At 40.2% G+C, this 14,346-nt stretch carries 9 protein-coding genes; all 9 read right to left on the bottom strand.

The window, feature by feature from the left end; all coding sequences use genetic code 11:
- Positions 1-49 precede the first annotated feature (49 nt).
- Entirely contained in the window at positions 50-1,579 is a 1,530-nt protein-coding gene (locus H0184_RS01010) for an extracellular solute-binding protein (RefSeq protein WP_221819912.1), read from the bottom strand.
- Between the two features lie 178 nt (positions 1,580-1,757).
- Entirely contained in the window at positions 1,758-4,340 is a 2,583-nt protein-coding gene (locus H0184_RS01015) for an exo-rhamnogalacturonan lyase family protein (protein WP_221819913.1), read from the bottom strand.
- An 11-nt stretch (positions 4,341-4,351) separates the two neighbouring features.
- Positions 4,352-5,548 (bottom strand): oligogalacturonate lyase family protein, encoded by a 1,197-nt coding sequence (locus H0184_RS01020; protein WP_221819914.1) that lies wholly within the window; start codon positions 5,546-5,548, stop codon positions 4,352-4,354.
- A 197-nt stretch (positions 5,549-5,745) separates the two neighbouring features.
- Positions 5,746-6,060, bottom strand: coding sequence for an L-rhamnose mutarotase (gene rhaM / locus H0184_RS01025; RefSeq protein ID WP_221819915.1), 315 nt, complete (start codon positions 6,058-6,060; stop codon positions 5,746-5,748).
- A gap of 22 nt (positions 6,061-6,082) precedes the next feature.
- Complete coding sequence (locus tag H0184_RS01030) at positions 6,083-8,074, bottom strand: beta-galactosidase (protein WP_221819918.1); 1,992 nt, start codon at positions 8,072-8,074, stop codon at positions 6,083-6,085.
- Between the two features lie 37 nt (positions 8,075-8,111).
- A complete protein-coding gene (locus H0184_RS01035; protein ID WP_221819919.1) occupies positions 8,112-8,777 on the bottom strand; it encodes a rhamnogalacturonan acetylesterase in 666 nt (221 codons plus the stop codon).
- A gap of 14 nt (positions 8,778-8,791) precedes the next feature.
- Positions 8,792-10,678 carry a rhamnogalacturonan lyase gene (locus H0184_RS01040; protein ID WP_260631370.1) on the bottom strand — a complete coding sequence of 629 codons (1,887 nt, stop codon included), beginning with the start codon at positions 10,676-10,678 and terminating at the stop codon, positions 8,792-8,794.
- Between the two features lie 330 nt (positions 10,679-11,008).
- Positions 11,009-13,087, bottom strand: a complete 2,079-nt coding sequence (locus H0184_RS01045; RefSeq protein WP_221819921.1) for a glycosyl hydrolase 115 family protein — start codon at positions 13,085-13,087, stop codon at positions 11,009-11,011.
- Between the two features lie 98 nt (positions 13,088-13,185).
- Positions 13,186-14,217, bottom strand: coding sequence for a glycoside hydrolase family 88/105 protein (locus H0184_RS01050; protein ID WP_221819923.1), 1,032 nt, complete (start codon positions 14,215-14,217; stop codon positions 13,186-13,188).
- Positions 14,218-14,346: the final 129 nt, after the last annotated feature.

Genomic DNA, 14,346 nt, shown 5'->3' on the forward strand with positions numbered 1-14,346 from the left:
TTTTCTAAAACAGGCAGTGTTCTTACACTGCCTGTTTTAGACCCAGCTATTATTTTTTATTTTTTTTGTATAAGTCATTGATTTCTTTGATATAATCGTCTCCGCCAGTGCTGCGCCATAATTTGATCGCATCTTTAAAGCCTGCTTCGTCAATTTGTCCAACAATAAACTTCGTACGCGCATCGTTGATAATATTGTCTAACTGCTGCCCTTTTTGAGCGTAAACTTCAGAAAGGAATGATTCTGCTGGATTTGGAACAACAATTTTTTCATTTTCTTTCAGGATAACCTGCTCTTTTTCTCTTACAGGTGTCATTTCTGGTTTAATGAATCGGTCCTCAGGGATGCCCATATGGAATTGGTTCAAATCAGTAAACTCATTGATAAGTGCTTGATCATTGTTTGTAAGAAGCACTAATTTACCATCCTGAACTTCATAATGGCGGCCTTCGATACCGTTGTAAGCTAGTTTTTGTGACTCTTCTTCATTCACTTTGTCTAAGAAAGTAAGTACTTGCTTTAGTTCTTCTTCTGTTTTTACACTTGATTTAGGGATAGCAAGTAAGCCTGAATATCCTGCTGTCGGCAGAGAACGAAGACCCTTTGGCCCTTCAACCGCACCCAAGATGTCAATCGGCTCAGTTAATTCAGGATTAGACTTTTTAAAATCTTCATCTGCCCGGCGTCCACGATCAAGAACGTCTACAATCACGCCTGCTTGGCTATTCATCAATGGATCTCCCCATTTTTGCGGATCCATAACGGCAAAGTCTTCATTGATTAGTTTTTCATCATACAGTTTCTTGAAGAATTTTAATGCGTTCATATATTCGTCGCTCATGAAGTCAGGCTCAAGCTTGCCATTCTTTTCACCCCATTTATTTGGAGCACCGAACCAAATTTGCATAATATCCCATGGACCATTATATTTTGAAACAACCATTCCATATGTGTCATCCTTGCCATTACCATCTGGATCATCATGTGTGAATGCCTTTAATACATTATAGAAATCATCAATGGTTTTTGGTGTTTCTAACCCTACATTATTTAGCCAATCGCTGCGGAATGTTACCCCTAATCTTCCAAGTGGGCGGGCACGATAAATACCGTACGTTTTTCCATCAATTGCACTATTTTGCAGTGTGATTTCATTCGCTTTACTTAAATTCGGGTAATCCTTTAAATATGGTCCCAGGTCCCAGAATGCACCATCACGAACAGCACTTACGAAACTAGGAATCTTAGAAGGAATCATCATGACATCTGGAAGGTCACCAGATGCTAATGTAATATTCAACTTATCTTGATACGCACTGTCTAGTACCCAATTCATAGTAATGTTCGTATTTGTAAACTTTTCTAATTCCTTTAATACGGGGCTGTCATCAGATGGTGGATCTGGAGTATATGCCGTTGTCATAATTCTAATCTCATTTTTTGAGTCTTTTCCATCTTTACTCTTACTGCTAGAAGTTTCGGAATCACTGCATGCAGCTAATGAAAATAGTAAAGCGGCAGAAATAGCAGGAATGGCAACTTTTTTACCAAATAACCTTTTCTTCATTCTTTTTTTCATTTTTTTTACCCCCAGTATTATGTTTATACAGTTTTACTTCTTGGTTCAGCTCATTCCTTATTCGGTTATGAGTTACTGAATAACTTTCTAACCAAAATGTAAACCGCTTTCACATTTCTGACAATTACATTTTTTTGTACCTTAGAAAACCTTGATTTCATCAAGTTCCTATCCTATTTCAACACTTTATTGTCGAATTAATACTTTCTTGAACGTCCTGATTTAACAGGTACTCACCGATTAATTCCAATGAAACAATAGTGTTCAGACACCATTGTGAGGTTGTATTGGTTGTAATGCTTGGAATTTCGGTTATTTCCCTCCACGTGCTAACTTCCTCCACTTTAATTGGCAGCACCATTTGACTTATTTCCTCATTTAGCAATAAACTCCACGCTTTTTCAGCAAGCTTTGCATCTTTTTTCTTAGCTGCAGCATATGCTGCCATTCCAGAAGCAAGCATCGGCAGACTAAATAATTTATCATGCAAAATACCATTACTCCTGTTCAACTTTTCTTCATTGCTAAGAACATAAAATTCACCGAAGTCAGCGAGCATGTCTCCCCATTCTTCATCTTCAAGAATCTCTGCGATTTCCATCCACGCCTGAGGTCCGCCAAATGCAACCACCATATGATATCCGCCTGCATTTCCATCTCCCATATGATGCAACGTACTTGTTTCTGGATCATACCCAAATGTCGGACCGGATAATAATCGGAATGGAAGCTTTTTTAATGTTTCAATTCCAGAAACGATTTTGTCTTTATACTCGCCATTTTCTGTTCGTTCCCACTCTGAGAGCCAATTCGAACAAAAGGCTGCCCAATCTGGACCCACTCTTGCATGACTTTTAAATTGCTCCGTTTTATAAAACTCTCTCATAGGATCCAAGTTCAATAAAGCCTTATCCGCATCTCTTACTTCCGTTAATAAATCTCTTGTTCTTTCATCCGTCGTTAAAAAGTAGTAAAATTTATGAAGTCCTGCCATACTAACTCTTGCTTCCTTACAGCCGCAGCCCCAATGGCTGACATTATGCCTAGACCCTAATCCTCTATATTCACCAAAATGATAGCAATCCACTTCACTTGTATGTCTGGTCATCGCCTCGGCCATGGTGAATACATCTTCTCTGCCTGAGCGCAGGAACGTGTACCACAGCCAAATATTCGGAACAAGCTCTGTATTTTGCCATGCAAATCCACCTAAATCATATCTCCATTGATGACGAACTGGGTCGTATGTATGCATGACATCACCATAATTCCAAAAACCATACCATCTGCGCTGATTGATTTCTTTTTTATAAAAATTAAATGCTTCATCCAGTTGGTCCTCGATTGTTGCTTTCATCGTTGTACTTCGATCCGGCAAACTCCAAACTCCTAAAGATTTCGTGCCGTAATAATACTCTGGTTCACATACTAACAATAATGGTGCCTGGCACTCATCACTTTTGCTTACTAACATTTGATTTGTCGGTGTTTCGGTATAAAAGTGGAAAAACAGTTCACTGGTGTTTGCAATCCCCGCGGGGTCTGCTCTCAATTCATCAAATCCTTCATAGGCAGAAACCACATGTGTTTCTTTGTTGTAATGGCGTAAATCCATTGCTTCTGCATCCGGTGACCAGAACCAAACTTTGAGTACTGCACTATCTTGACTTAAATCGTTAACCTCCAATGATGAAGGAAACTTCTGCCAAAAGTTCTTTAAACCAATCGCAACACCACTGTCTCTACCGCCCACATACATTAATCCTTTTGCTCTCTTGCCATGCGTCGACTCTACCCAGGAGTGCTCTTCATTTGTTCGTTTAACAATTCGATAATGGTCAGAAGAATCCTGAGAGATTTTGAAATCATTCCAGATCGCATTTTGTTCAGCATGCTCTAGGATGGCAGCATGTTCTTCGGTAAGAGTGACCACTTCTCCGTTAATCTGTTTTTCATATAATCCGCCCGCATTTCGGTGCCTTCTTGTCAGTAATAACTGTGCCGGCTCAGAATAAATCCCAGAATCCCCTGTAAATCGCACATTCCGATTGTATGGTTTCCCCGATAATGGCACACTTAGTTCAAGTCCTACGCCTTTAATAAAGTCCTCATTGGGATTTCCATCATAAAAGAGTGTATGAACTGCACGAATAGATGAAGTATCACGGTAAAAATAAAGCCGTAAAACAAACGGCAGCAATGGCTCTTTTCCAAAAACGTTTTGATGATTTCCTTCAATTTTAATTACACTTCTTAATGGTCCTTTTTGTTCAATCGTTACACTCTTAATCTCACTTTGCAGTGGTTCTTCCCTGGTAACTTTTATTCCATTCTCTTTACGGCGTGACTCTCTTAATGCTATTAATCTGCCATTTTCACTGATTGTTTTTGTCCCTATTCTTACGTTTTTGATAATCGTGCTGCCTTGTTTGTTTATGGTTACGCTAATTTCACCAGTATCAATTTCAATGGTTGTATCTGTTTCGTCAGCCATAAGCGTGCTGCTGCTATCCTGCTTCTCATTATTGATACTAAGTTTATAGCTATCACTTTTTCCTTCCAAAACCGCGGCATGTCCAGTCCACTTAACACTTCCATCTGGCCAATAGGCCATTGGCCAGTTTTGGATGGCAATATCTATCCCGCTGCTATCCTGTAGAGTTAGCAGGTGATTTCGATCAAGTTCTCCTTTTTTCCATGGAACGCCCCATGAAACCCCTGCTTTTTCAAATGGCTTTTTGTTTAACCATTTTAATTTCATATCTTATCCTCCTATTCTTTCACTAATTTTCCATCTATTAGTTGTGGCAGGCTTTCAAATTCAGGTACATCGACTAGGTATATATTTCCATATCCATTACGGTCAGAGGTGAACAACACTTGATTTCCATCATGGCTCAAACGTGGATGAACATGGAGCTGTTGTACTTGGAAGCTTCCTCGGTGCTTACATAAAATCCGCGGTCCATCCATTCCATCGCTTGTTTTCTTCCACAAGAAAATACAATCCTGATACTTCTCACCATGGTAGGCGCTAGACTGCTGTCCGTCCCCCACAATTAACTCTGAATCATTCGAGTGAATGTGCATATTTTGATAGGGGAATTCAAACTCCTGCGTCTCCGAATTATCAAATTTTGTGTAACCGAGGAATTTACCGTCTTTCCGATCTAGTGATTCAGTAAATCCGTGATAGCCAATATGAAGACCATCACTATGCCAATATTCGTGACCGGCAAACTGGTTTGGTTCTCCTTCTCGTATCTTCCAAACCTCCCCAGTGTCAATATTCATTGCCCAAATTCGGTGATCCACCTTTTCCCACGGACCTTCATGGCAGAATGTAATCAGATGAGACTGGGTTGGTGAAGCATTCACATGCCCAATCCAGCGTTTTTCTTCATGAATCACTTTTGTCTCCCCGGTCTCAAAGGTTAGCAGACAAATCTGGCAATGCGGCCGTGCTGCTTCCGTTTCCTCAAAGCCGACATATCCACCCGAAAGATTACTTTGAATGGTTTTAGATAAATCTTCTGAAAGACCAAAGCATAAATGATTGCCATCTGCCGTACAACTAAGATTGCTAAAGTTATAACCTTCTGGCAAATCGAAGATACTACTTTCTTCATATGTATCTAGATTAATAGCTGTAATACTATTTGCTAATGTAAAGTAAGCTTCGTTTTTAGCGGGATTGATATAGGTTCCTTGAATTCCCTTAGGCATTTTTTGGTCAAAATCTGTTAGTTGTATTAATTCGCCATTTGTTAAATCCAAGCTATAGAGATTTGAAGCATTGTCCCGATCTGAACAGATTAATAATTTGGTTCCATTGTCATACCAGCCATCATTTGTAAAATATAAATGAAAGCTATGTGCGAAGTAATCGGTTAATTGTGTAATCCTTGCACCCGAAATTGGATCAGTAAATTCACTAAGTTCAGCTGGCCATTTTTTCCCTTTTCCCATCTACTACTCCTCATTTCTTTTTGATAATTATTAATATCTATTACCTACCTTAAATTCGTTTTTTATTTCCATCAATAATACATTTTTGCTTACAGCCTTTATCAACAATTGACTTATTCTATAAAAAAAGACCATCACCTAAACCTACAGATGATGGCCATTATTCACGTCTAGTTCATAGATTTTTGTACCGTTTCCTACTCTAAATAAAATACTTGCTTTAATTCTGTTGAAACGGGGCTGTTATCCTCATTTGTTTCCATGATATCCTTCATATAGGCCCACCATTTCTGACAAATTTCTGTCTGCGACATGGCATTCCACTTTTCTTCACTCTCAATCTCTACATAGGCAAATAAATTATTTGTCTTAGAATCTAGGAAAATCGAATAATGATAAGCCCCATGGTTCTTTAATTCAACTTCCATTTCCGGCCATAATTCATCATGGCGTTTTTTATATTCTTCATGACAGCCTTCAAACACTTTCATTACAGATGCCTTTCGAATCATAACTTTTTCCTCCTATTAACCCTTACATTTGTTTGAATTGAATCATTCTATATTCAAATTTACCAATCTCGAGCTTGCCTGCTTCAATAACAGTATTAGTCTGTAGATCTACTCCTTGTTGTGGAAGAGTAACACTTCCGCCATTTCCGTCCATATTGATGACAAACCAAACTGTAAAGCCATCTCCCTGCCTTGGTGCAACAATCGTCCCTTGTGTTACATCACTTCTCAACGTAACATTGGCTTCCTCGGAATAGTGATTTACCAGTTTTTGCAGCAGCAAATCACCGCTTTCACCAATTGGCATAGACCCAAGCATTACAATTTTTCCTTCACCAAGCTTATGCTCAGTTATAAATGATTTCCCTTTAGCAAGACCTTCTTCGATCACACCTACAGAGGATTCAGAATTTGCCTCAAAGACAGAGCTCCACATACCTAATGGTGCAGAGATATCAAATGCACGTCCTACAGTTCCTGAATCATCCATTGGGAATGTATATAGTACTTCTGCACCTGCTGTTTTTTCAAGTTCTCCTAATGCACAGTCGGTATGGACGGTATGATTTTCTGTTCGTCCTCCTGTTAGAGGACCAACAATCCAAATTCCGCCCTTTTCAACAAATTCCCTCGCCCTTGAAATATATTCTGATGATAAATAGTGAATAAATGGCGTAAATAATACCTTATAGCCCTCTAGGTCTGCACCTTCAGGAATCACATCACGATGGATACCCATGTTTAAGATCCGTTTATAAAAATCAGTCACCAAACTGCGATGATTTAAATTGCGATGAGATTCTGTTTTTAAGAATGCTTTTCCACGATCAGAGTACGTGATGGCCACTTCTGCCTGGCTCGGTGCTGTCGATACAATGATTGGTTCAATTTCATTTTTCAAATCTGCCACTTCTAGCACATTTTCATAGCCAACAGTTGGTTTCCCCCAAGCACTCAGAACGCTGCCATGCGGCTGTTCGCATCCGGCACGCTGCTGCCTCCAGAGCCAATAACAAAAAGCTTCCGCTCCTAATGCGTATGCCGCAGCTGCTTCAACTTTTAAATAACCGTTAGGATGCGGTGCTGCATAGCTTGCCAGCGATGCAGCATAGGATGGACTTGTTTCCATTACCCAGAAACCTCTGTCCTTTTTAAAGTTTCTCCACAAATCACTGTTGATGAGATATGCAGGGAAATTCTCAATGGTTGCATAGGTATCAAACGATGCAAAATCAAGGTTTTTAAAGATTCTTTCGTTATCCACACTGAAAAATACAGAGCTATTATGCGTAATAGGTGCACTTGAGTATTTTCTGATGATTTCAGCCTGTCCATCAGAAAACTCTGCAATTTTCTCCATTGAAAACAATTGGTACATGGTATTCAGCGATGAATTGTGTAAAAATGGTGCTGGTCCTGGCTGTGGTACCTGCTCAAAGCTATGATAATATTCGCTCCAAATTTTGGTTCCCCATGCTTCATTTAGGTTTTCTACTGTTTCGTAGCGCTCCTTTAACCAGCCATGCCATAAATCTTTACAGGTATGACACATACATTCGCTGACATGACATTTAAACTCATTATCGATTTGCCAGCCAATAACACCAGGTAAACTTCCTACTTCTTTTGCAATATTTTCAGTAATCAATGCTGCTCTTTCCCTGAAATAAGGATGGTTCGTACAGGCATGCTGTCTTGAACCATGCCCCATCACTTTCCCATCATGATCCACATACATCCGTTCTGGGTGGCCGTGGGAATACCAAATAGGCGGTGTAGGAGTTGGTGTACACATAACGGTTTCAATACCATTTTCGTAAAGCTTGTTAATAATATTCTTAAAAAAACTCAGATCAAATTTGCCTTCTTCAGGCTCCATCGATGCCCAAGCAAATTCACCAATTCTGACAACATTGATACCTGTCTTTTTCATTTCTATTATATCTTCTTCTATTACTCTTTCATCCCATAGCTCCGGGTAATATGCCGCACCATGATATAATTTTTTGCCCATCCTACTTTCACCTCATGTTGTTTGATTTTCTATAAAACTATCCCTTAATAAATGGGACAATGGGTAATTGTAATTCTCTTATTCCTTCTATTACCAGCTTTCCGACTTCCCTTGCTCCATGTTCACAAAAGTGTGTATTGTCCTCTATCCCATCTGGGTAATTTGGATGTTCATTTGCTTCAAACATAGTAAACAATTGTTTTGAATCTTCCGGACCTAATGATTGATAAAGCTTTTCTGTTTTTTCCCAAAGATTAATTACTTGGACATCCAATTTTTCAGCGAGCTGAATCATAGCTTGAGGAAAGTCCCCTAATGTATTCACCAATCTGCCATTCTCATCAAAGTTCCTTCTATGAACAGAGGTGACCAAAATTGCTATAGCCCCTTTCTTCCTTGCCCCATTAACATATTCCGTTAAATTAGCCTGATACGTCGTATAGGGCTGGGTGCCAAATGATTTTTGGTCGTTATGGCCAAATTGAATAAACAAGTAATCGTTTGGTTGAATGAATGCAAGGATCGTATCTAAATATCCTTGTTCCATAAAGGTATTGGTACTTGCTCCGCCTTTTGCGAAGTTGTGAACGTTAACGTCTTCGGTAAAAAAAGATTGAAACATTTGCCCCCAGCCTGCCATCGGTGCCTCATACCGAGGACAGCTTGCCACGGTAGAGTCACCTGCTAAGAATATATTAATCAATGATTATACACTCCTTATAAATATAATTTATCTGGTTGGTTTTGATTTTCTAGGTCAGGGTCTTGTTTCACTTCATAGATTTTCGGTGTCGGCGGTTTTTCCATGTTATGTCCAAGGAAGAAACCTGGATGTGGAGGCTGATTATACGCAACATTCTGCCAGGCAATACCTAATCTGTAAGTAGGGTCATGCATAAGTGTATAAATACGATGATCGGTTATATCCGTTGTCGTATAGATCCTTAGTGCTGTACTATCATCTGTCCGCCAAATGACTTCTTCCCGCCAATCGCCAAAAATATCAGCCTGTAGACATGGATTCCCTTTTGTGCCGTTATTGGATCTAGTTCCATCTGCAGTAAGGATATTTACTAGTTTGCCATTTTGATAATCCCATTTGTCGATTTTACCTACACCAATCCCTGTTTCCTCATCGTATTCATGGTCAAGCAGTTCTCTCAGTAAATCTCCATCCCACCAAATGGCAAAGTTAAATGATTGTGGATTCGTTTCAGAGATTTTTTCTCCAGAACTGCTATATAAACCGGCTCCTCCCGTTTTCCAATGGGTAGAAGACCAAACCTCAACACCCTCATACCGCGGGTCAATATCTGCAGCCATACCTCTGCCTACATCTTCTATCGATGGAATCCCCCATAAAATTTCTCCTGTTTCCGCATCATGGATTTCTGTCCCATTTTCTTGCGGAATCTCATGGACTTGGAAAATTTCCAGTCCTGGCCTGCTAGGAATAAGATTTCCTACATGAATGGCATCGCCATGACCTAGTCCCGTTGTATACAATCCTTGTCCATTATGATCAATCACACAGGATCCATAGATAATTTCATCTTTCCCGTCTTCATCTACATCTGCTACACTGACACTATGGTTCCCCTGCCCAGAATAACCTTCATTCCCCGGCTCAAGACTATCAAACTTCCATACTTTTGTAAGTTCTCCATTCCGCCAATTATATGCAGCCAATACTGCTCTCGTATAATAACCACGGCACATCACAAGACTCGGCTTTACTCCATCAAGATAGGCAACACAGGCAAGAAAACGGTCCACTCGATTCCCTTCATCATCTCCCCAATCTGACCCTTTTCCTCTAGGAGGATCATAATCGGTCGTGACTAATTCTTTCCCTGTAGGTCCTTCAAAAATGGTTAAATACTCGGGGCCTTCCAGGATAAAACCTTCTGAATTACGAAAATCGGCATTTGCATCCCCGATTATTTTCCCTTGTCCGTCAACCGTACCATCTGCTGTTTTGCAGGCAATTTCAGCCTTGCCATCTCCATCAAAATCATAGACAAGGAACTGAGTATAATGAGCACCTGCGCGAATATTTCTTCCTAGGTCGATTCTCCACAAATGCGTTCCATTTAGCTTATAGGCATCCAGATAGACATTCCCCGTATAGCCTTTATGGGCATTATCATGGGAATTGGATGGATCCCATTTTAGGATAATTTCATACTCACCATCTCCATCTACATCCCCTACACTTGCATCATTCGCGTGATAGGTGAACTCTATTCCATCCGGTGAAATTCCGCCCTCTGGTTTATTAAGTGGAACAGTCAGATAATTAGTATCCCAAACTGTCGCCTTTTCAGATGGGAGTTGTTCCACTCCGTCTAACAATGCACAGATATAATAAGTAGAATCTGAAGCACCATTAATATCCAGATAATTGGTACTGGTTTTAATAGGGGTTTGATTAACTTTCTGATCATCACGGTAAACATTGAAGGTTATTTCTTCTGGGTCTGTTCCAAACAAACGCCATCCAATATAAACACCACCTTCTACCTTAACGGCAACCAAGCCCCGATTTAGACTTTCCATCTGACGATATTCTTCCATTTGATTTTTGTTGTTTTTCTCTGTCATTTGTACAATCCCTCCTAAAGTGCAGTTTACTGTAGGGTAATGTACCCTGAAATTTTCAGCAATCGTCATTTTTTGAATTCATTCTTTTTACACTTTAGACATTCTTGTATGTTTGCACTTTTTTGTATTAGGTTGTGTTATATAGTCTGTTGATTTGTGCTCCAGTCACTTCGCTTTCCGCAGGCGTTGCGGTGAGCCTCCTCGGCGCTATGCGCCTGCGGGGTCTCACCTGCTCCGTACTCCTGCAGGAGTCTTCGTGCCTTCCGCGCAAATCAACAGAGTGCAAATATCACATATAGCTTTAACACAACCTTGTAAAATAGTTACTCCCTATCTCTGAAGGAATTTTACAGCTAACTTTTGTGCAAGTTCATCATCAGACAATGGGTTTCTGTGTGTATTTTCCAAATAAATATACTTTTCTGTTTCAGGCATGAGGTACTCTTTATACCATAAAAAGAAATCAGGACTGTCGCCTTGCATTCTTAAAAATTTACGCAGTGCTTCCAAAGAATAAATGGTACTGTCTATGTTTGTTAACCAATCTGCACGATAAAAATTTTCCCACTTTCCATGCTCTGCACGTCTTAAAGCTTGTTTACATTCCCTGTAAGAGTTAATAGATTCTGAGGCATAGACAAAAGCAAGTGGATATTCTTTTTTTGTAAAAGAAATATAGGCTTTACATAGAGATATAAAACCATTACAGCCGAAGGCATGTAATTCTGCTTGCAGCAAAAGCTGATCTGAAAAGCGCTGTTTATCTTCTTTTGGCAGCAGCAAAGAAACCTGACGACACTGTTCTAAAAACTCTTCCCAGCCTGCAAATCCCTGCTCACATTTCTCCAAGAACCATTTCACTTGTTCGGTAAAAGAGATTTCACCTGTCGCCCAGTAGAGTCTTTCCATTGGAATATCTGTTTTCCCTTGAAGCCAATGACCAATAATTTTTCTTGCTGGATGGTGATAAAATTCGTCCCCTGCTTTGTCATCTAGATGAGGACCATAGGATATTGTCCTTTCAAAATAGCTTTTGTACAGCTCTGCAATGTCTTTGTTATTTGTTGTATATAGACGTTTAATAAATGTCTCTAAATGTTTTTCAATATTTATCGTGCCGTTATTCCATAATTCACTCACAATATCCAGCGGGTAAAGATGCATGCGGATATTCCCGCTGTTGAGCAGTAAGTACGAAAGGGCTCCGGCATCAAACGCTTTTTCAAGCTCCTCTTTGATCAACTCCGGCGGGGAGGGGAACATCGTCAAATGATTCGATGCCTGGAGGTCATGGAAGGTTATGTGATAATAAAGCCCGTGCTCTCCTGTGTCATTAACTTCTGGGAGGGATGGAATCCGGTAATTTTCATTTCCCTGTCTTCGGGAGACCATTTTTCCATATCCGTTATCCGCCCATATTTTAATGACGCCTTCAGGTACCTTCACATGCCCCGCTTTGTATAGTTCAGAAATTTCTCCATACAACGCCATGGAATAAACAGGGTTATATACTGATTGGCTAATCATTTCATACTGCCTTTGAACAACCTTTGAAATCATTGCCCCTCTCTTTTCAGGGGTATCAAATTCTGGATCGTAATGCCAGAAAGGAGCATCCCCTTGTCCTCGGAAGGAAAGAACCCAGACAATTTTCTCATCCTTTTGTTTCTCAATCGCTTCCTGCCATAAAGACTCAAACAACTCTGGATTTTGTTTGTAGCTGGGCTTCCTGCCGGGGAATGCCCTCAGAAACATTTCGGCCCCTAACGGCTCAGCATGGTGATGCGTTACCCATAAGCCCATATCTGCCGCTAAATCAGCATGGATACCATTTTTCGGAAGATCTGTACCAGGGATCACCATATTCCCGCCGCAGCGTAATAATGCTTCAAAAACGGGATACCAAATTTCCTTCGATGGAGGGTACTCTTCCTTCCAGCCGATTAGGCATACCTCATCATTCACAAACCAGCCGCGGTACTTTACCTTCTTCTCTGGGGAATTAAAATTTTTTGCTGGTATATGTATTTCCGAATGTTGTTTTATTGGTAAATCAGCCCAGAACCAAAAAGGATCTACTCCTAGGTATTGGGTGCTATAATGCAGCAGGCCGTATATGATTCCTAGATCGTCATAGCCCACAATGTGATATGAAGGTTTTTCGGCATTTTCCATGAAGCGAAAACCATAGGCTTCTGGTCTTTCAGGACATTCCTCATGATTTGAGGTATATCGAACCACAATATCTGCCTTCTCTGTATTTGATGTGATGAGGTTTGGAACTTTCCCAAATACCTTTTCATGATCTCTCACAATCATATCCACTGCATGTCTGACTGGCAGGCTGCAATTTTCTGGCAGGGAAATGATGGAATCACCATTGATTACTACATTTGATAGCCTCAACATTTTTCCTCCCATTCTTTGGTTTTTAGTACTCTCGTGTATTTTTGTTGCTCTACTAGAAAATAACCTGTGGAACATTCAGATATCCCACAGGTTATTTTTTACTCTTGCTTCTTTTCTCTTTTTAATAATAAGGATAAAAAGGCAAGTGCTAACCCTTGTCCCCAGCCTTGTACCCGCTTATAAGGGACTTCTTTATATCCATCTGCATCAAACATAACAGCCGTACCTGCTGAAACTCCCATAACCGAACCATCTTCTCTGATTTGGTTTAGGATGGCTCCAAGAGCTTTTTGCGTATATTTATTGTATAGTTTCCCTGTGGTTAACAGTGCCGCTGCAATTCCTGCCGAACCAGAGGTTTCTAAATAAGAATCTGGGTCATCTAAAATTGTATGCCAAAGTCCAGAATCTGATTGTAATCTTACCAGTGCGCTTAACTGGTCACGCAGTGATCCTTGTATCACCATATAGGACGGATGCTGGACTTCAATAAGTTCTAGAGCCCTAGCCATCGTATACGCAGCCCAGCTGTTTCCCCTCGCCCAGAAAATACCTGACATATGATTTTGTGCCAAGTTATCCCAGCCATGATAATAGAGATTTGTACGATCATCCTGAAGGAAATTTTCATGACCATGGTATTGCTTTAATCCAAAATTGAAATAATCTTCTCTGTCTAACAAATTGCCGATTCTTAAAAGGAAATAACCGGCCATAAACATGGTGTCCACCCATGCCTGCTCAGGGAATTGATATTTCGTACCATTTACCGTATGCTGCAGGACACCATCTGCAAAGCTCTCAGCATCATGCAGCAGATAGTCTGCCATTTTGATTGCTGTTTCTAGATACTTTTCATCATTGGTCGCTTTATATAGAGTTAATAAAACGTGACCAATCGAGGAAGCATTAACCGTTAACTTTGGAAGCCCATCCTCTAACTCTGCATCCACCCATTCCTTAATTCCTTGAAGATATTGCTCTTCTCCGGTCGCTTCATATGCTTGTGCAATACCATAAAAAGCAACTCCTCCCGGCCAATCCCAACTGAAATCCATATTAAAGGTTCTCTCAACAACTCGACCGATTGCCTGAGATACCTTGTTTTCCTCAAGTACTAACTGTGGCATACATATCCTCCTTTAAGGGGTAAATTTTTAAGAACCAATCTTTTTATTCCCGCTGACTTAATATTTTTGGTTCAACGGGAACTAACACGCTTCTTTGATTCCCTTTACCTTGGTATATTTGGTTCAACG

It is taken from the genome of Neobacillus niacini (assembly GCF_019749295.1).
Lineage (GTDB): Bacteria > Bacillota > Bacilli > Bacillales > Cytobacillaceae > Neobacillus > Neobacillus niacini_D.